We start from the raw sequence: 16,850 nt of genomic DNA, 5'->3' as shown, positions 1-16,850 counted from the left end.
CGGGGCCGGCGCGGCTATGCCGCACCGGTCATCAAGAACAGGGAATTACTGCGGCTGGGCGGGCGCGTCGCCTTCGGCGGCCGCATCGGCGGCGTCATCGGCGTCGTCCGCTTCCGGCTCATCGCCCTCGCTGCCATCGGCCGGCTTGGGATTGTTCTTCGCTTCCAGCTTGCGCCTGGCTTTTTCCTCGGCTTTCTTCTTCTTTTCCAGCTCTTTTTGCCGTTTTTCGTATTGGAAATTTGTCTTGGCCATTTACTACCTCTTTAGTTTTTAGATGTTACAGATAAGCACATAAGGCACATTATGACGTAATTGAACCAAACACCAAATGTTTAGCCTCGCGGATGATGCTGCGCATGCAGCAGTTTCAGCCGTTCACGGGCCACATGCGTGTAAATCTGCGTGGTGGAAATATCGGAGTGCCCCAGTAACAATTGCACAACACGCAAGTCCGCGCCATGGTTCAGCAAATGGGTGGCGAATGCGTGGCGCAGGGTATGCGGCGACAGCGGCGCCGTAATGCCGGCGCTCAGCGCGTGTTTCTTGATGATGACCCAGAACATTTGCCGCGTCATGGCGCCGCCGCGCCGCGTGACGAACAGCGCATCGTCCATCTGACCGTCGAGGATGACGCCGCGCGCCTCCTTCAGGTAGCGCTCGATCCACAGCCGCGCCTGCTCACCGAACGGCACCAGCCGCGTCTTGCTGCCCTTGCCCGTGATGCGCAGCACGCCATCGTTGAGGCTCAACTCCACGGATGTCAAGTCCACCAGTTCCGACACGCGCAAGCCGCTCGCGTACATGAGTTCGAGCATGGTGCGCTCGCGCAGGCCCAGCGGCGTGCTCACGTCGGGCGCCGCCAGCAGCGCTTCCACCTGCGCTTCGCTCAGGGTATGCACGAAGCGCGCCGGCTGCTTGGCCGAGACCATCTTCAAGCAGGGATCAAACGAGATATGTTTTTGCCGCAAGGCCAACTGGTAAAAGCGCTTGAGCACGGACAAGCGCCGGTTTGACGACGTCGCCTTGCTCTCGTCATGGCGGGCGGCGAAATACGCTTCGACATCGGCCGTGGAGACCTCGTACAGCCCCTCGCGCCCGGGCCGCGCCACCTCCAGCCAGCGCGCGAACAGACGCATGTCGCGCCGGTAGGCGTCCAGCGAGTTTTTCGACAGGCCGTCTTCCAGCCACAGGCTGTCGCAGAATTCATCGATCAGGGTAGTGTTGTCGGGCGCCAGCAAGCTGTTCATCATCGTGTTGACCACGCTATGCCCGCCACGCCTTCATGCGCCAGCAGCCAGCGCTTCACGCCCAGGTGAAAACCGCTGGCATCGTCGTGGTGGGCAAAACCGCCCAGGCCGCCAGCGGCCGTGACGCGGTGACACGGAATGAGCACGGGATACCAGTTGGCGCCGCAGGCCTGGCCGACGGCGCGCGGTGCCGAGCCGATCAGGCGCGCCACGTCGCCGTACGTGCGCACCTGGCCGCGCGGGATACCGGCGATCGCCGCCCATACGCGTTGCTGGAAGGCGCTGCCCAGCTCGGCCAGCGGCAGGTCAAAGACCTCATCGGGGTCGAGGAAATAGCGCGCCAGCTGCACGCACGCCCGCTCGGAGACGGCATCCTGCGGCTCCTTCTCGTCGAAGTGCGGCGGCAGGTAGACCAGTTCACGCAACTGGCCGTCCTGCGCACGCACGCCCATGGCGCCGAATGGCGCGGCCACGATGGCGCTGAACAGCTCACTGCCCTGTTGTTTTTTCATCTGCTGATCATTATTCAAGTGTGGCATATATACAACCTGCCGGCGCCGGAAACAGCGCCACGGGAATTATGCACCGACTTTGGGCGTCTCGGCGGACGTTTCCCGCGCACGAAAAAAAAGCGCACCAGTCGGTGCGCTTCAAATATTGCTTCACGTTCCCGGTCGTTTGGGTCCGCCGGTGCCGGCTTGTGGCCGCAGACAGCTATGACTCAACAACTTCTGTGAAACGTGTGTCTCCTCAATATATCCCCGGTATCAATACCGTTTTTATAGACCACTCCCCCACCAACTTTGCTGCCAATTCTGTATTTCAGCCTTGCTACCGGAGCGTATATGCATATACGTGTTTCCCCTTAAGGCTGCCCATCATAGCGCATTTATTCGGCAGAATCGACTTTTTTTGCACCATGACGGGGACAACTGTTTTAGTTGTAAATTAAATTTGGCAGCCACAGCGAGATTTGTGGTACGTAGGTAATCAGCACCAGGAAGCCCAGCATCGTCAGCAGCCACGGCATCACGGCCACGGTCAATTCGGAAATGCCCATCTTGGTGATACCGGAAGCCACGTACAGGTTCAGGCCCACGGGCGGATGGCACATGCCCACCTCCATATTGACCACGATCAAGATACCGAAGTGCACAGGATCGATGCCCAGCTTCATGGCGACGGGGAACAAAATCGGTGCCATGATCAGCACGATGGACGACGGTTCCATGACGTTACCAGCCAACAACAACAGCACGTTGACCACCAGCAGGAAGCTGATCACGCCCAGGCCCTTGCCCGTGATCCACTCGGCCATCGCTTGCGGGATGTTTTCGCTGGTCATCAGGAACGAGAACAGCACGGCATTGGTGATGATGTACAACAGCATCGCCGACATGGCGGCCGAATCGAGCAAGACCTTGCCCACTTGCTTGATCTTCAAGTCCTTGTAGACGAAGACGGCAATGATGAAGGCATACACGGCAGCCATGGCGGCCGCTTCCGTGGGCGTAAACACGCCCGAATAGATGCCGCCCATGACGATGACGATCAGGAGCAAGCCCCAAGCGCTCTTCTTGAAGGTCACGAAGCGTTCGCCCCAGCTGGCCTTCTTCATGCGCGGATAGTTGTGCTTGCGCGCCAAAAACCACGTAGTCAGGCCCAGCAGCATGGCCAGCATCATGCCGGGAATCACACCCGCCATGAACAGCTTGCCCACGGAGGTGTTCGTGCTGACGGAATACATCACCATCACGATCGAGGGCGGTATCAAGATGCCCAGCGCGCCCGAGGTGGTGATGACGCCGGCGCCGAAGCCGCGTGGATAGCCCTGCTTGACCATGGCCGGCAGGATGATGGAACCGATCGCCACCACGGTGGCAGGGCTGGAGCCGGAGACGGCGGCAAACAGCGCGCACGCCATCACGCCGGCCAGCGCCAGGCCGCCATGCCAGTGGCCCACCATGGAACTGGCGAAATTGATCATGCGCCACGCCACCCCGCCATGTGTGAGGAAGTTGCCCGCCAAAATGAAGAACGGAATGGCCATGATCTCGAACTTCTCGATGCCCGTGAAAATCTTCAGGGCCACCGATTCGATGGGCACGCTGGTCATGGTAAACAGGAAAGTCAGTACCGTCAGCCCCAGCGAAATAGAGATCGGCATGCCGGTCAGCATCAGTACCAGCAGCAGCACAAAAATAATCAGCGCGTTCATGCCTTGGCTCCTTTTTCTTCCGCCGTCAATTCATCTTCCAGACCCGCGACATGCGAATGGTCGTGTTTCGGCAAGGCGCCCGTCTTGATGAAATGCAGCATGACTTGCAGGAAGCGGAAGCACATCAGGTAGGAACCCAGCGGCACGGCCAGGTAGACCAGCCACATCGGTACTTCCATGTCGGCCGAGGTCTGGTCCGTGTGGCCGATCGACCACACGAAGCTGGCGCCCAAAGTGCCCACGACGCCCGTAAACAGGGCGCCGGCAGCCAGGCCGAAGACGATGAAGCGGTCACGCCAGCGCGGGTTCAGGCGGTTGATCAGCACATCGACGCCCACGTGGATGCCCGTGCGCACGCCATACGCGGCGCCGAACTTGGCCATCCAAACGAACATGTAGATGCACAGTTCCTGCGCCCAGCTGGTATTGATTTGAATCAGGAAATCTTGCACCACCGGTATCGGCAAGCCGGCCAGGTAGCGGTGCACGACCGCGACGAAAATGATGAAGGTGGCTGCGCCCATCAGGGTCGCAATCAACCACTCTTCCAGGTGATCCAGAAATTTCATGGTGGACTTTCAAAGAATGCGGGTACACGCACTCCCGCGCAGGACGCGCAGGTGCCGTTGCTACAGAAAGACAGGGATGTCCCTGACAGCCGCGCCGGGTGGCGCGGCCAGCGCTATTACTTCGCGCTTTCCTTGTTGATGGCCGAGATCAAGTCCTTGCCGATGCGCGCTTCCATGGCCTTCTGCACGGGCGCCAGCGCCTTGCGCCACTCGGCCTGCTCCTGCACCGTCAAGGTATAGATCTGCGTCTTGCCGGCTTTCTTGATGGCCTCGAGGGCCTGGTCGTTGTCGCGCTGGGCGATGGCTTTTTCAAATGTGGTCGCTTCGCGCATGGCTTTTTCCAGCTGCGTGCGGATGTCGGGCGGCAAGCCATCCCAAAACTTCTTGTTGACGATGACGGCATAGCCCAGGTAGCCATGGTTCGATACAGTTACATGCTTTTGCACTTCATGCATCTTTTGCGTGTACATGTTCGACGGCGGATTTTCCGTGCCGTCGACCACGCCCGTCTGCAGCGCCTGATACACTTCCGAGAAGGCCAGCACCTGCGGATTGGCGCCCAGCGCGCGCATCTGCGCGTCGAGTACCTTGGACGACTGGATGCGCATTTTCAGGCCCTTGAAGTCGGCCGGATTATGCAGCGGCTTGTTGGCCGACATCACCTTGAAGCCATTGTCCCAGTAGGCCAGGCCGGTGATACCCTTGGGCTCCAGCTTCTTCATCAGGCTCTTGCCGATTTCGCCTTCGGTGACGTTGTACAGCGCCGTCTTGGTGGGGAAGATGTAGGGCAGGTCGAACGCTTCGAATTCCTTCACGCCCAGCGGGCCGAACTTGGCCAGCGACGGCGCCAGCATCTGCACGGCGCCCAGCTGCAGCGCTTCGAGCTCTTCCTTGTCCTTGTACAGCTGGCTGTTCGGGTACAGTTCTACCCTGACCTTGCCATTCGTGGCTTTTTCGGCCAGTTGCTTGAAACGCACGGCGGCCTGGCCTTTCGGCGTGTCGGTCGCCACCACGTGGCTGAACTTGATGACGATGGGGCCTTGGGCGTATGCGTGGACGCCGGCGGTGGCGCCTATGGCCGCGCACAGCGCGACGAGCATGGTTTTCATCTGCATGATTGTCTCCTGGATGGTTTTTAGAAAAACTTTATTATTTGTCTATTTGAATATAGTATCAAAGAAACCGCCCCTGCTATTGTGGTTAACCACAATAGCCAGTTCCCGATAAGCCGCTACCCTGCCTGCCATGCCGACTCCCCCCACCCTTGCGCGCCGCTTCAAGCTATCGAGCCCGATGCGCTGGCTGCTGCCCGTCATCCTGCTGCTGCTGTTCCTGTCCATCCTGTTCTGGCTGCCCTGGCAGGCACGCCAGATGGAGAGCAACGAGCGCCAGGAGCAGCTGATCGCCGACACGCTGTGGGTGGAGCAAACCATCCGCTTTCAACTGGCGCGCAACGAGGAAAGCCTGTTCAACCTGGGTGAGGACATCGCCAGCGCCTCGCTGAGCGCGGAAAAAGTGCACGAACGGCTGCAGCAAATGCTGCGCAATGGCCGCGAATTACAGCGCGTGCTGTGGCTCGACACCAGCGGCAAGGTGCTTGCCACCAGCGACAACAACCTGCCGCATGCCCTGTCATTTTCACCGGCCTCGCTGACGGCGGCCGACAATGCGCGCCGCCTGCACCGGGGGCAGTATGCCCAGCCCTCGCAGCAAAGCGGCTTTCCCGACGCGCCGCCGGGCGCCATGCTGATGGATTACCACCAGCCCCTGTTCGATGGCCAGCGCCATGTGGGCAGCCTGGTGGCCACCTACCAGATCAGCAGCCTGCTCGATGAGATGGTGCCGTGGTGGTTTGCCCAGGATAACCAGATTTCGCTGATCGACCGCGACGACAAGGTGCTGGCACGGCGTGCCGCCGCCGGTCCCGGTCACGGCGTGTACACGCACAAGCGCGCGCTCGACGTGCCCGGTGCCAGCATCACCTTGTTTACCGACAGCGTGAAAAGCCAACCCAAGCTGCTGCCCAATTTGCTGGTCGGCTCCGTCATCGCCCTGTCGCTGGGTTTGCTGTGGAGCTTGCTGGCCCTGTGGCGGCATATTTCGCGCCGCCTGGTGGCCGAAGGGGCGTTGCGCCAGCAGATGCTGTTTCGCACGGCGATGGAAAACTCGCTGGTGACGGGCATGCGCGCGCGCGACCTGGAAGGCCGCGTCACGTATGTCAATCCCGCATTTTGCCAAATCGTCGGCTATCCGCCCGAGCAAATCCTGGGGTGTTTGCCGCCCATGCCCTACTGGGTGCCGGAAGCATTGGAGGAATACCAGCAGCGCTTCGTCAAGGCCCTGGCCGGCAATCCCACGCCGCAGTTCGAAACCTATTTCCAGCGCCCCGACGGCACGCGCGTGGCGGTGCTGATCTTCGAAGCGCCGCTGGTGGACAAGAACGGCCGGCAGACAGGCTGGATGGGTTCCGTGCTCGATATCTCGGACCGCAAGCGGGTCGAGGAACTGAATCGTCAACAGCAGGAAAAACTGCAAACGAGTTCGCGCCTGGCCACCATGGGCGAGCTGGCCTCGATGCTGGCGCATGAGCTGAACCAGCCGCTGGCGGCCATTTCCAGCTACACCACGGGCGCGCTGAACCTGATCCGCCGCGCCATCGAGCATGGCGCCCCCGTCGATCCGAACACCCTGAAGCCGGCGCTGGAGCAGGCCGGCGCGCAGGCGCAGCGGGCCGGCCAGATCATCCGCAGCGTGCATGATTTCGTGCGCAAGAGCGAGCCGCAGCGCCAGGATATCGCCATCCGCACGCTGATCGACGGCATCCGCGCGCTGATCGACCTGCAGGCGCGCAAATACTATGTCACCATCCAGGAAGAGCTGCCGCCGGACCTGCCGCTGCTGCGCGCCGATCCCGTGATGATCGAGCAAGTACTGCTGAACCTGACGCGCAACGCCATCGAGGCTATGCAGGATGCCGCGCCCGGACGGCGTATCATGCGCCTGCGGGCCAGCCACGATGCGCAGCAAGACATGGTAACGGTGGACGTGATCGATCATGGCCACGGCATTGCGCAAGACGTGGCGGAGCGGCTGTTTTCGCCGTTTTTCTCGACCAAGTCTGAAGGCATGGGCATGGGCCTGAACATCTGCCGCACCGCCATCGAATTTCACGGCGGCGCGCTGACCTTCAGCGTCAACCCCGCTGGCGGTACTATCTTTACATTCAGCGTGCCGGCTGCGCCGCGCGCGCCGCACTAAGCAATAACGAATAACGAATAACGAACAACGAATAACGAATAACGAATAACGACAAGCCGGAGACACCATGCTACACATTATCGACGACGAAGAGGTCGTACGCGACTCGCTCTCCTGGCTGGCCGCCTCGCGCAGCATCGACGCGCGCATCTACGCCAACGCCCAGCAATTCCTCGATAGCCTCGACGGCAGCTTCGACGCCGCCGGCGACTGCGTGCTGCTCGACGTGCGCATGCCCGACATGAACGGCATCGCCCTGTTCGACCATCTGGTCAAGCGCGACCTGACGGCGCGCCTGCCCGTGATTTTCCTCACCGGCCACGGCGACGTGCCGATGGCCGTCGACAGCCTGAAACGGGGCGCCTTCGATTTCTTTGAAAAGCCGTTCAACGACAACGACTTGATGGACCGCGTGCAGCAGGGCCTGGCCAACTCGCGCCAGGCGGGCGAACTGGCCGCCGTGCATGCGCGCCTGGCCACCCTGTCGACGCGCGAACGCGAAGTGCTGGACCTGATTTTGGCGGGCAAGATGAACAAAGTGGTGGCCGACAAGCTCGGCATCAGCATGCGCACCGTGGAAGTGCACCGCGCGCATATCTTCGACAAGATGCAGGTCAAGACGGCGGTGGAGCTGGCGGGGTTGTTGAAATAGACTGAAGTCTGAGGTCAGCCCCCGGCTTTAGGTTTCAGGTATCTAATCAGTCGTCATGGCGTTCATGGTGCTCCGCCGCCCCATGCTTCCAGTAGCTGGCCACATGCAGGTGCTGCTTCGGCACCCCGGCGTCAATAAAATGCCCGCGCAAGCCCTGCACCTGCGCATGCTCGCACGCCACCCATACATAGCCATCGCCATCCTGCGGCAAGGCGACTTGCGCCAACGCTTCCAGTAGCAGCGGCCCCTTGCGGCCATTGCGCGCCACCCAGCGCACGTCCAGCTGCGCCGCACTGTCCAACGCGATCTGTTCGCCGTCTTCGACGATGTCGATCACGGCCATCGCCCGCGCCGTGGCCGGCAACTGCTCCAGGCGGCGGGCGATGGCCGGCAGGGCGGTCTGGTCGCCCACCAGCACATACCAGTCAAAATCGAGCGGCACCAGCATCGAGCCACGCGGGCCACCCACGCCCAGGGTCTGGCCGGGCAAGGCTTGGGCCGCCCACAGCGATGCAGGCCCGTCGCCATGCAGCACAAAGTCGATTTCCAGCTCGCGCCGTTCTGCGTCGTAGCGGCGCGGCGTGTAGTTGCGGGCGATGGGCCGCGCCCCTTCCGCATACTGGATGGGATTCGGGCCATTGCCCAGCACGGGAAACACAGGCGCTGTTTCTCCCGGGGCGGGAAAGAACAGTTTGACGTGATCGTCGTGCGCCGGCGAGACAAAGCCGTCCAAGTCCTCGCCGGCCAGCGTGATGCGGCGCATATGCGGCGTCAGCTGCTCGGTGCGCACGACGGTAAGCACGCGCAGTTTCAAGTCATGCCGCACGCGCTCAATGGCATGCGGGCGCGGTGCCGTAGGTAATGCAGTAGTCATTGCTTATCCTTGTAAAGTAGGCTCAGTGGCCGTCGACGATGGCGTTCGCCGCCTGTTCCAGCACGGCGGAAACGCGCTCGGCTTCCGCATCGCTCCAGTTGCTCTTGTTCAGCAACAGCGCATGTTTCAGGGTATGCATGGCCTGGTGCACGCGCTCGGGCAAGGCGTTGCGCGCCTGGACGCGGGCGAACATGTCGAGGCGGGCCAGGATGCCGTCCACCTGGGCGCGGTTCTCGTCGAGATACGCGCGGCCCAGGTCCGTGATCGTGTAGAGCTTCTTGCCGCTGGCGCTTTCGGAGGACGTGACGTGGTCCTGCTCTTCCAGCAGGGTCAGGGTCGGATATACGGCGCCCGGGCTGGGGGCATAGGCGCCGCCGCAACGCTCTTCGATGGCCTTGATGATTTCATAGCCGTGACGGGGGCTGATCTCGATCAGCGCCAGCACGATCAGGGGCAAGTCGCCACGGCCGAAGACGCGCTCGGCCCGCTCGCCGCGCCCACCGCGCCCGCCAGGACCGCCGCCCATGCCGTCGCCGCGCTCGTCGAAGCCGCGCGGGCCGCGGCCATGCATGAAGTGTTCGTGACGATGTTCGCCGTGGTGGTGCTGCTGGCCGCAATCGCCGTGATGATGGTGATGCTGATGCTGATGACCATGGTGGCCGTGGTGGCCGTGGTGGCCGTGGTGGCCGTGGTGGCCGTGTTCTGCGTGGTGTGAGTTTCTCATGTTTTCTCTTTAAAGATATATCGTTAGTAGGTATCGCCATTTTATAACGATATATCGATAAGTCAAGGAGAAATTTTTATGCTCGGCTTTTCATGATCACTCAGCCCGCCATGCCCGGCAAAACCGCCTTTGACAACATGCTGGTGAAAAATGCCAAGACCCTGGCTGTGCTGAATGACGCCGGGCGGCGCGCTGTGGGTGGAGTACCGCAAGGGCGGCGTGAAGGCGGGCAGCGACACCCACCGCGACGATCTGCGCAGTTTTGCGCAAACAATAGGACTCGACAGCGTGGCGATGATCGCCATCGATCGTGAGTGGTCGGCGTTGCGCCTGAAGCAGGTTTAAACGAAAATCAAACGACGCCGTGCAGGGCCAGCGCCCACTCCACATGCTCGCGCACGATGGCCGACGGGTGCTCGCGGCGCGACAGCAGGGCCGCGACGATGTCGTCCTGGCCACGGGCCTTGGCGGCCGCGTTGCCCATGCCGACGGCCAAGTTGCGCAGCCAGCGTTCGTGGCCGATGCGGCGAATGGCGCTGCCTTCCATGCGGCGGTTGAATTCCTCTTCCGTCCAGGCGAACAGTTCCACCATGCCGGCGCTGCCCAAGCTGTGGCGCTCGTCGAAATCGGGCACCACGGCGCGCTGGGCGAACTTGTTCCACGGGCAGACGGTCTGGCAATCGTCGCAGCCATACACCTTGTTGCCGATCAGGGGGCGCATCTCGACGGGAATGGCGCCCTTCAATTCAATCGTCAGGTAAGAGATGCAGCGGCGCGCGTCGAGCTGGTACGGCCCCAGGATGGCTTGCGTCGGGCACACCGTGATGCACGCCGAGCACTGGCCGCAGCGCGGCGTTTCAGGTGCGTCCACCGGCAACGGCACGTCGATCAGGATTTCGCCGAGGAAGAAGAAGGAGCCGCCCTGGCGGTTGATCAGCAAGGTGTGCTTGCCGCGCCAGCCCAGCCCTCCCTTTTGCGCCAGCTCGACTTCCATCACGGGTGCAGAATCGCTGAAGACGCGGTAGCCGAAGTCGCCGATCTCGCCCTTGATGCGCTCAGCGAGCTGCTGCAGGCGCGAACGCATCACCTTGTGGTAGTCACGGCCCCGCGCATACACGGAAATCACGGCCGCCGCAGGGTCGGCGTCGCGCGCCGCCTCGTGTGCGCGCCAGTCCGGACCCAGCGCCGGCGGCAGATAATTCATGCGCGCGCTGATGGCACGCACCGTGCCCGGCACCAGTTCGGCCGGACGCGCACGCTTCATGCCGTGGCTGGCCATGTAGTCCATTTCGCCGTGGTACCCTGCGGCTAGCCAGGCCTGCAAGGGCGCTTCCATGTGCGACAGGTCCACGTCGGCGATGCGCACCTCGGCAAAACCCAGCTCGCGCCCCCATTCTTTAATGGTGCGCGCCAGGACGGCGAGATCGGTGACGGTGGCAGACATAGGGGACTTTACGGAAAACAGCAGGCGCGCGGGCGGTTACAATGACAGCAGCCTCTATTTTATGCGATATTATTCACACCAAGCGACAATGACCGAACACTTCACAGCCCACCTCCACGACGAAGCCGGTACCGCCGCGCTGGGCGCCGCACTGGCGCGCGCACTGGCACCAGGCCTGGCGATCTACCTGCATGGCGACCTGGGTGCCGGCAAAACGGCCCTCACGCGCGCCCTGTTGCACGCGGCCGGCCATGCGGGCCACGTCAAAAGCCCCACTTATACGCTGTCCGAACCGTACACGGTGCAACTCGCTGGCCAGAGCGTCAACGTCATCCACTTCGACCTGTACCGCATGGGCAGCGCCGAGGAATTTCTCGACGCCGGTTTTCGCGAAGACTTCAACGGCCGCAATATCTGCATCGTCGAATGGCCGGAGAAAGCCGAACCGGTGCTGCCGCCGGCGGACCTGAATGTTTATTTGAGCGTTGCGGGTACAGGACGTGATGTAGAATTGCAAGCGTCTTCTGAATTGGGTCTGTCATGCCTTCACCGTCTCAAATTCGCCCCGAACCTTTGATCTCCTCGCCCATCACCCGGCGCACGGTACTCAAGGCCGGCGGCACCCTGCTGTTGTCCGTGTTCGCGCCCATGTCGGCGATGGCGGCGCAAATTCTCGCCGTGCGCGTCTGGCCGGCCGAGGATTACACGCGCGTCACGCTGGAAAACGACAGCATCCTCAAGGCCACCCACTTCATCGTCAAGGACCCGGAACGGCTGGTGGTCGACATCGAAGGACTGGAACTCAATCCCACCTTGAAGGGCCTGGTGGCGAAGATCCAGTCGAACGACCCGTACATCAAGCAGGTGCGCGTGGGCCAGAACCGGCCCAACGTGGTGCGCCTGGTCTTCGACCTGAAAGAGGAAGTCACGCCGCAGTTGTTTACGCTGCCGCCGGCCGGCTCCTACAACCACCGTTTGATTTTCGACCTGTATCCCGTGCGCGAGCCGGACCTGATCGCGCAGATGATCGAAAAGGGCGACTGGTCGAGCGACCCGACCAAGCCACCGATGGCCGGCACGCATACGGCGCCACCCGCGCTGCCCCTGCCCGACAGCGGCAAGCCGCCCGTGGCCGTCGCGCCGCCGGTGGCGACCATCGTGCCACCCGTGCCCGATATCCGCCCGGAACAGCGCCCCGAAGCGCGTCCGCTGCCGGGTCAAAAAGTGGTGCGCATGATTACCATCGCGCTCGATCCCGGCCACGGCGGCGAGGACCCGGGCGCCATGGGCAGCCGGGGCAGCCGCGAAAAAGACGTGGTGCTGGCCATCGCCAAGCGCCTCAAGACCAAACTGGAACTGCAGCCGAACATGCGCGTCATGCTCACGCGCGACGCCGATTTCTTTGTCCCGCTGGGCATGCGCGTGGAAAAAGCACGCAAGGTGCAAGCCGACCTGTTCGTCTCGATCCACGCCGATGCGTTCATCCAGCCGACGGCGCGCGGCTCGTCCGTCTTCGTACTGTCCGAAAAAGGCGCCACCTCGACGGCCGCGCGCTGGCTGGCCAACAAGGAAAACCAGGCCGACCTGATCGGCGGCGTGAACGTAAAGAACCACGACAAGCAGCTGGCCAGCGTGCTGCTCGACCTGTCGACGACGGCGCAGATCAATGACAGCATGAAGCTGGGCAAGGCCGTGCTGCGCGAAATCGGCGGCATCAACCGCCTGCACAAGGGCTCCGTCGAGCAGGCCGGCTTCGCCGTGCTGAAAGCGCCGGACATTCCCTCCATCCTGATCGAGACGGCCTTCATCTCGAATCCGGAAGAAGAAGCCAAGCTGACCGACAACGGCTACCAGGATCAGATGGCCGACGCCATCGTCACCGGCATCAAGAACTACTTCGCGAAGAATCCGCCGCTGGCGAAAAGCCGCATGACCTGACAGGACAATCCAGTATGAGCAAGAGCACATTTGGCCAATTGCCGGCCGTGACCATCCGCGCCACCGATGGCGCGCAGGCGACGGTGACTTTATACGGCGGCCACCTGGTCTCCTGGAAAACCAGCGACGGCCAGGAGCGCCTGTTCTGCAGCCGCGCATCCAGCCTCGACGGTAGTCGCGCCATCCGTGGCGGCGTACCTGTGATCTTTCCCCAGTTCGGCGCGCGCGGCACGGGTATGCGCCACGGCTTTGCGCGCGTGGCAACCTGGCAGCTGGAATCGACCGGCGACGCCGATGGCGCTGCATGGGCGCAATTTTCCCTGACCCAGGCTGACTTGCCGGAAGCGATCGGCGCCACCTGGCCCTACGCCTTCACCCTGCGCCTGCGCGTGGCAGTGCAAGGCCAATCGCTGGAGCTGAGTCTGTCCGTGCACAACACGGGCGAGCAGGCGTTCCCGTTCTCGGCCGCCCTGCACAGCTATTTTTCGATAGATCAATTGAGCGAAGCGCGCGTTGGCGGCTTGCAGCGCGTGCGCTATTCGGACGAGACGCCGCAAGATGCCTTGCAGGCGGAAGAGCTGCTGCAGTTCGCAGACAAGCTGGACCGCATCTACTATCAGTTGCCGGGCGCCTTGCACCTGCAGTCTGGCAGCCACACGCTGCGCCTGGAGCAGCAGGGCTTTACGGATGCCGTCGTGTGGAACCCGGGCGTGCAAGACGCAGCCGCCCTGCCCGACCTGGCCGACGACGAATACCAGCGCTTCCTCTGCATCGAGCCGGCCCTGATCCAGCCCGACCTGCTGGCTGCCGGCGCCGAATGGGTCGGCCGCCAGCGCCTCGCATTTGTTTAGTTCGATTCCTTGATGATGCGGCCATTGGCAGGCTGAATTGGGCGCGCATTCAAAGGATACAAGCGGCTGAACAGCGCCATCTGCGCCGGCGACGCCTGGACCGGCTGCTTCATCACCAGCCACAGCACGCCTTCGCTGCAAGGCGGCTCCGACATCGATCCCATGTAGGTGTAGTAATCGCGCCGCGCCGGCAGCATCTCGGCCGGGTCGAGCAGGATGGTGGGCTGCATGGTCTCGAATTTTTCCAGCGGCAGGTTGTTCCACACGGTCTGGATGGTCGCTTGCGGCGCGCCCCGCTCCAGCAACAGCGCCAGCACGGCTTGCCGGCCTTCCGCATCGCGGTGCACCAGGTGCACCACCATTTCAAAGGCCTTGCCGTTGATGCGCTCTTCGGACGGGCGGTGGAAATGGAATTGCTGCAGCTCGAACATGCGGTTCTGCACCGTGATGTAATTGCCGCCACTCACCCCCACCTGCACCGTGTGACCATTGTCGACTACATTGAACGAAGACGGGTGGTAGTCAAAGCTGATCTGTTCGAGTTCCACTTTCATGCCATCGCGGATATCGACCGGCGACTGGCGGCTGCCATTGCCGCACTTGGCCCAGTCGACATTGATCTTGCTCCAGTTGGCCGGGCCGCTGTCGCCCTCGTACGACCAGTGCGTGCCGCGCGCCACCGGAGGTGGTGGCGGTGGCGCCGCTTTTACCACGGCGATGCGCTTGGCGCGGGCGGCGGCGCGAGCCGCCTGAGTGGCGCGCATTTCCGCCAGGCGCGCCGCGATGCGTTCGGACAGGTCGACTTCGGCCGCTTCTTCCTTCTCGCGCGCCGTGGGCGCGACGACGACAGGCGCCTTGACCTCCTTGCCTTCCTTACCCTTCACCGATTCGGTCAGGGTTTTCATGGCGGCCGCGCGCGCCGACGCCGACATGGGCGCGCTCGCTGGCGCGGATGCGGCGGTGCTCGCCGAAGCGGGGGCATCTTTGGCGCTTGCCGTGACCGCCATCGCGGCAAGGCTGCAAGCTAACAGGGCGCTCAAATGTCGCATGGAAATCCAGAAAGTAAGAATACCCTCTGGTTTACGGCTGGAAAGCAACAAAACTTGAATCAGCGGAGAAGCAAAACAGAAATGCAGAGAAGAACAACTGGATCCGAGGCTTGCTGCGGGCGGTGCCGCAGCGCGCTTGCCCCGGATCCATGCGGCCTTACGCCGACTTGCCGACCATGCGCTTGTAGAGTTTCCACATGCCGCCCAGTACCACCGGCACGACGGCGGCGCCGACGCCGATCAGCACGATCAAGGTCAGGTGGTCGCGGATCCACGGAATATTGCCGAAGAAGTAGCCTGCCGTCACCAGACCGACCACCCACAACAGGGCGCCCGTCACGTTGTACATCTGGAAACGCGCATGCGTCATGTCGGAAATGCCGGCCACGAAAGGGGCGAAGGTGCGCACCACCGGCACGAAACGGGCCAGGATGATGGTCTTGCCGCCATGCTTTTCAAAGAATTCATGCGTGCGGCGCATGGCATCCTTGTTGATCCAGCGGTAGTCGTGGGTAAACACCCTCTGCCCGATGGCCTCGCCTATCCAGTAATTGAGCGTATTGCCCGTGATGGCCGCTGTGACGAGCAGGAAGATCAGCAAGCCCAGGTGCATCTGTCCTGTCGCGCAAAACGCGCCGGCGATAAACAATAAGGTATCCCCAGGGAAGAAAAACAGCACCACGAGGCCTGTCTCGCAAAAAATAATGGCAAACAGCACTGCATACACGAGGGTACCGTACTGCTCGATCAAGAGACCCAGCGTCTTGTCGACATGCACGATCATGTCGAGGAATTGCACAAAATCCATATATTTTTCCCTAAAGGTAGCGGCGGAATCATACACCACCCGGACAGCGCAACGGCAGTCCCCCGGCCGATATTTCAGGATTAATTATGTGCTGCCCTTGCGCGTGTGGCAATTTAAGTAAAGGTTAAGGAAATACCCGCGTCAACTTGCTCAGGCCAGTCTTCCTCCATGCATGCCAGGTTGGGCCAGTACAATGTTTTTTCAGCGAAATATTGCTATTCCGTTATACACTTTCTGACCGGTGCAATCCGCGCCGACCAGGAGAGAATATGTATCGATACCCACTGAGCGGCCTGACCATGGCCACCGTACTGGGCCTTGCACATCTGACTGCCCACGCGGCGCCTGTCCAGATCAAGGCGCCCGCCGAACTGCCCGCCAAGGCGACGCTGGCCGACGTGATCAAGGCCTCGAAACCGTCCGACTGGCGTCCGCTGGACCTGGACAACACCCTGTACCTGGAGATTCCCGCCGGCCGCGTGGTGATTGAGCTGGCGCCCGACTTCGCGCCTAAGCACGTGGCCAATATCAAGGCCCTGGTGGCCGAACAGTATTACGACGGCCTGGCCATCACGCGCGCGCAAGACAACTGGGTGGCCCAGTGGGGCGATCCGAACGAGAAAAATCCCAAGACCATCTTGCATGCCCAGCGCACCTTGCCCGGCGAATTCACCGTGCCCTTGAAAAACATCAAGAACTTCACGCGCCTGCCGGACGTCGATGGCTATGCGCCGCAGGTGGGCCATTCGAACGGTTTCCCGTCCGCGCGCGACCCGAAAACCGGCACGGCATGGCTCACGCATTGCTATGCCACCGTGGGCGTGGGCCGCGACAGTGCCAGCGGCAGCGGCGGCGGCACGGAACTGTACGCCGTCATCGGCCAGTCGCCGCGCCACCTGGACCGCGACATCACGGTCGTCGGCAGGGTCGTCTCCGGCATGCCGCTGCTGTCGACCCTGCCACGCGGCGCGGGACCCATGGGCTTTTATGACAGCCCCGAGAAAAACGTGCCGATCAAGGCCATCCGCCTGGCCGCCAGCGTACAACCCGAGCAGCGCGCGAAGCTGGAAGTGATGCGCACCGACAGCGCCGCTTACCAAGCCGTGCTGGAAGCCCAGCGCCACCGTGGCGGCCCCTGGAGCAAGGTCACGGCCGGCCACGTCGATCTATGCAATGCGCCGATACCGGTGCGCGAGGTGGCGAAGTAGGCGGTGCCCG

Annotated in this window: 20 protein-coding genes; 9 read left to right on the top strand and 11 right to left on the bottom strand. The window is 62.3% G+C overall.

From position 1 onward, the window contains the following. Positions 1-45 precede the first annotated feature (45 nt). The 6 genes from ACP7DE_RS11000 to ACP7DE_RS10975 form a co-directional block, all read right to left on the bottom strand. Positions 46-252, bottom strand: coding sequence for a hypothetical protein (locus ACP7DE_RS11000; protein WP_426072125.1), 207 nt, complete (start codon positions 250-252; stop codon positions 46-48). A gap of 80 nt (positions 253-332) precedes the next feature. Beyond that, positions 333-1,250, bottom strand: a complete 918-nt coding sequence (gene xerD, locus ACP7DE_RS10995; RefSeq protein ID WP_426072124.1) for a site-specific tyrosine recombinase XerD — start codon at positions 1,248-1,250, stop codon at positions 333-335. After that, a complete protein-coding gene (locus tag ACP7DE_RS10990) occupies positions 1,247-1,759 on the bottom strand; it encodes a methylated-DNA--[protein]-cysteine S-methyltransferase (protein ID WP_426072123.1) in 513 nt (170 codons plus the stop codon). Before ACP7DE_RS10990 ends, xerD begins: the two co-directional genes overlap by 4 nt. A gap of 425 nt (positions 1,760-2,184) precedes the next feature. Next, positions 2,185-3,465, bottom strand: a complete 1,281-nt coding sequence (locus ACP7DE_RS10985; protein ID WP_426072122.1) for a TRAP transporter large permease — start codon at positions 3,463-3,465, stop codon at positions 2,185-2,187. Further along, complete coding sequence (locus ACP7DE_RS10980) at positions 3,462-4,034, bottom strand: TRAP transporter small permease (RefSeq protein WP_426072121.1); 573 nt, start codon at positions 4,032-4,034, stop codon at positions 3,462-3,464. The genes ACP7DE_RS10985 and ACP7DE_RS10980 overlap by 4 nt, the downstream gene beginning before the upstream one ends. A 116-nt stretch (positions 4,035-4,150) precedes the next feature. Next, the gene (locus ACP7DE_RS10975) at positions 4,151-5,143 is read right to left on the bottom strand and encodes a TRAP transporter substrate-binding protein (RefSeq protein ID WP_426072184.1); all 993 of its coding nucleotides are present in this window, start codon (positions 5,141-5,143) and stop codon (positions 4,151-4,153) included. A 136-nt stretch (positions 5,144-5,279) separates the two neighbouring features. Here ACP7DE_RS10975 and ACP7DE_RS10970 point away from each other — a divergent pair, with 136 nt between their 5' ends. Both ACP7DE_RS10970 and ACP7DE_RS10965 read left to right on the top strand, forming a co-directional pair. Then, complete coding sequence (locus ACP7DE_RS10970) at positions 5,280-7,292, top strand: PAS domain S-box protein (RefSeq protein WP_426072120.1); 2,013 nt, start codon at positions 5,280-5,282, stop codon at positions 7,290-7,292. Positions 7,293-7,359: 67 nt separating this feature from the next. Further along, the gene (locus ACP7DE_RS10965; protein ID WP_426072119.1) at positions 7,360-7,944 is read left to right on the top strand and encodes a response regulator transcription factor; all 585 of its coding nucleotides are present in this window, start codon (positions 7,360-7,362) and stop codon (positions 7,942-7,944) included. Positions 7,945-7,990: 46 nt separating this feature from the next. Here ACP7DE_RS10965 and ACP7DE_RS10960 read toward each other — a convergent pair whose 3' ends face one another. Both ACP7DE_RS10960 and ACP7DE_RS10955 read right to left on the bottom strand, forming a co-directional pair. Then, positions 7,991-8,818, bottom strand: a complete 828-nt coding sequence (locus ACP7DE_RS10960; RefSeq protein WP_426072118.1) for a siderophore-interacting protein — start codon at positions 8,816-8,818, stop codon at positions 7,991-7,993. A 22-nt stretch (positions 8,819-8,840) separates the two neighbouring features. Then, complete coding sequence (locus ACP7DE_RS10955; protein ID WP_426072117.1) at positions 8,841-9,389, bottom strand: PadR family transcriptional regulator; 549 nt, start codon at positions 9,387-9,389, stop codon at positions 8,841-8,843. On the opposite strand from ACP7DE_RS10955, the gene ACP7DE_RS10950 reads away from it, so the two are divergent. Together ACP7DE_RS10950 and ACP7DE_RS10945 are read left to right on the top strand one after the other, a co-directional pair. Beyond that, entirely contained in the window at positions 9,384-9,533 is a 150-nt protein-coding gene (locus tag ACP7DE_RS10950; RefSeq protein ID WP_426072116.1) for a hypothetical protein, read from the top strand. The genes ACP7DE_RS10955 and ACP7DE_RS10950 overlap by 6 nt on opposite strands. Before the next feature lie 183 nt (positions 9,534-9,716). Continuing rightward, on the top strand, positions 9,717-9,887 hold the full coding sequence (locus ACP7DE_RS10945; RefSeq protein WP_426072115.1) for a hypothetical protein: 171 nt from the start codon (positions 9,717-9,719) through the stop codon (positions 9,885-9,887). A gap of 7 nt (positions 9,888-9,894) precedes the next feature. On the opposite strand, the gene queG is transcribed toward ACP7DE_RS10945, so the two are convergent. Beyond that, positions 9,895-10,986 carry a tRNA epoxyqueuosine(34) reductase QueG gene (gene queG, locus ACP7DE_RS10940; protein ID WP_426072114.1) on the bottom strand — a complete coding sequence of 364 codons (1,092 nt, stop codon included), beginning with the start codon at positions 10,984-10,986 and terminating at the stop codon, positions 9,895-9,897. A gap of 88 nt (positions 10,987-11,074) precedes the next feature. Here queG and tsaE point away from each other — a divergent pair, with 88 nt between their 5' ends. The 3 genes from tsaE to ACP7DE_RS10925 are packed head-to-tail and all read left to right on the top strand — an operon-like array spanning position 11,075 to position 13,775. Beyond that, positions 11,075-11,563: a tRNA (adenosine(37)-N6)-threonylcarbamoyltransferase complex ATPase subunit type 1 TsaE gene (gene tsaE / locus ACP7DE_RS10935; protein ID WP_426072113.1), complete on the top strand. Its 489-nt coding sequence runs from the start codon at positions 11,075-11,077 to the stop codon at positions 11,561-11,563. After that, positions 11,527-12,924: an N-acetylmuramoyl-L-alanine amidase gene (locus ACP7DE_RS10930; RefSeq protein ID WP_426072112.1), complete on the top strand. Its 1,398-nt coding sequence runs from the start codon at positions 11,527-11,529 to the stop codon at positions 12,922-12,924. The genes tsaE and ACP7DE_RS10930 overlap by 37 nt, the downstream gene beginning before the upstream one ends. A 14-nt stretch (positions 12,925-12,938) precedes the next feature. Further along, the gene (locus tag ACP7DE_RS10925) at positions 12,939-13,775 is read left to right on the top strand and encodes a D-hexose-6-phosphate mutarotase (protein WP_426072111.1); all 837 of its coding nucleotides are present in this window, start codon (positions 12,939-12,941) and stop codon (positions 13,773-13,775) included. Here the strand turns inward: ACP7DE_RS10925 and ACP7DE_RS10920 are convergent. Next, positions 13,772-14,680, bottom strand: coding sequence for a carbonic anhydrase (locus ACP7DE_RS10920; protein ID WP_426072110.1), 909 nt, complete (start codon positions 14,678-14,680; stop codon positions 13,772-13,774). The genes ACP7DE_RS10925 and ACP7DE_RS10920 overlap by 4 nt on opposite strands. On the opposite strand from ACP7DE_RS10920, the gene ACP7DE_RS10915 reads away from it, so the two are divergent. Beyond that, the gene (locus ACP7DE_RS10915; RefSeq protein WP_426072109.1) at positions 14,679-14,882 is read left to right on the top strand and encodes a hypothetical protein; all 204 of its coding nucleotides are present in this window, start codon (positions 14,679-14,681) and stop codon (positions 14,880-14,882) included. The genes ACP7DE_RS10920 and ACP7DE_RS10915 overlap by 2 nt on opposite strands. A 99-nt stretch (positions 14,883-14,981) precedes the next feature. Here the strand turns inward: ACP7DE_RS10915 and ACP7DE_RS10910 are convergent, their stop codons facing one another. Then, a complete protein-coding gene (locus tag ACP7DE_RS10910; RefSeq protein ID WP_426072108.1) occupies positions 14,982-15,632 on the bottom strand; it encodes a VTT domain-containing protein in 651 nt (216 codons plus the stop codon). 269 nt (positions 15,633-15,901) lie between these two features. On the opposite strand from ACP7DE_RS10910, the gene ACP7DE_RS10905 reads away from it, so the two are divergent. Beyond that, on the top strand, positions 15,902-16,840 hold the full coding sequence (locus ACP7DE_RS10905) for a peptidylprolyl isomerase (RefSeq protein ID WP_426072107.1): 939 nt from the start codon (positions 15,902-15,904) through the stop codon (positions 16,838-16,840). Positions 16,841-16,850 lie beyond the last annotated feature (10 nt).

Source organism: Janthinobacterium sp. DSP2-3-3, from assembly GCF_049897325.1.
GTDB lineage: Bacteria > Pseudomonadota > Gammaproteobacteria > Burkholderiales > Burkholderiaceae_D > Janthinobacterium.
The sequence above is the reverse complement of the archived record's forward strand: the minus strand, read 5'-3'. Positions and strand labels throughout refer to the sequence as shown.

What these genes read in the sequence shown, in the direction of transcription:
- ACP7DE_RS10945 (WP_426072115.1), top strand. Translation starts at nt 9,717, where the DNA reads ATGACGCCGGGCGGCGCGCTGTGGGTGGAGTACCGCAAGGGCGGCGTG.
- ACP7DE_RS10910 (WP_426072108.1), bottom strand. Translation starts at nt 15,632, where the DNA reads ATGGATTTTGTGCAATTCCTCGACATGATCGTGCATGTCGACAAGACG.
- tsaE (WP_426072113.1), top strand. Translation starts at nt 11,075, where the DNA reads ATGACCGAACACTTCACAGCCCACCTCCACGACGAAGCCGGTACCGCC.
- ACP7DE_RS10930 (WP_426072112.1), top strand. Translation starts at nt 11,527, where the DNA reads ATGCCTTCACCGTCTCAAATTCGCCCCGAACCTTTGATCTCCTCGCCC.
- ACP7DE_RS10980 (WP_426072121.1), bottom strand. Translation starts at nt 4,034, where the DNA reads ATGAAATTTCTGGATCACCTGGAAGAGTGGTTGATTGCGACCCTGATG.
- ACP7DE_RS10915 (WP_426072109.1), top strand. Translation starts at nt 14,679, where the DNA reads ATGGCGGCCGCGCGCGCCGACGCCGACATGGGCGCGCTCGCTGGCGCG.
- ACP7DE_RS10955 (WP_426072117.1), bottom strand. Translation starts at nt 9,389, where the DNA reads ATGCATGGCCGCGGCCCGCGCGGCTTCGACGAGCGCGGCGACGGCATG.
- ACP7DE_RS10950 (WP_426072116.1), top strand. Translation starts at nt 9,384, where the DNA reads ATGCATGAAGTGTTCGTGACGATGTTCGCCGTGGTGGTGCTGCTGGCC.
- ACP7DE_RS10960 (WP_426072118.1), bottom strand. Translation starts at nt 8,818, where the DNA reads ATGACTACTGCATTACCTACGGCACCGCGCCCGCATGCCATTGAGCGC.
- ACP7DE_RS10990 (WP_426072123.1), bottom strand. Translation starts at nt 1,759, where the DNA reads ATGAAAAAACAACAGGGCAGTGAGCTGTTCAGCGCCATCGTGGCCGCG.
- ACP7DE_RS11000 (WP_426072125.1), bottom strand. Translation starts at nt 252, where the DNA reads ATGGCCAAGACAAATTTCCAATACGAAAAACGGCAAAAAGAGCTGGAA.
- xerD (WP_426072124.1), bottom strand. Translation starts at nt 1,250, where the DNA reads ATGATGAACAGCTTGCTGGCGCCCGACAACACTACCCTGATCGATGAA.
- queG (WP_426072114.1), bottom strand. Translation starts at nt 10,986, where the DNA reads ATGTCTGCCACCGTCACCGATCTCGCCGTCCTGGCGCGCACCATTAAA.
- ACP7DE_RS10975 (WP_426072184.1), bottom strand. Translation starts at nt 5,143, where the DNA reads ATGAAAACCATGCTCGTCGCGCTGTGCGCGGCCATAGGCGCCACCGCC.
- ACP7DE_RS10925 (WP_426072111.1), top strand. Translation starts at nt 12,939, where the DNA reads ATGAGCAAGAGCACATTTGGCCAATTGCCGGCCGTGACCATCCGCGCC.
- ACP7DE_RS10985 (WP_426072122.1), bottom strand. Translation starts at nt 3,465, where the DNA reads ATGAACGCGCTGATTATTTTTGTGCTGCTGCTGGTACTGATGCTGACC.
- ACP7DE_RS10965 (WP_426072119.1), top strand. Translation starts at nt 7,360, where the DNA reads ATGCTACACATTATCGACGACGAAGAGGTCGTACGCGACTCGCTCTCC.
- ACP7DE_RS10905 (WP_426072107.1), top strand. Translation starts at nt 15,902, where the DNA reads ATGTATCGATACCCACTGAGCGGCCTGACCATGGCCACCGTACTGGGC.
- ACP7DE_RS10970 (WP_426072120.1), top strand. Translation starts at nt 5,280, where the DNA reads ATGCCGACTCCCCCCACCCTTGCGCGCCGCTTCAAGCTATCGAGCCCG.
- ACP7DE_RS10920 (WP_426072110.1), bottom strand. Translation starts at nt 14,680, where the DNA reads ATGAAAACCCTGACCGAATCGGTGAAGGGTAAGGAAGGCAAGGAGGTC.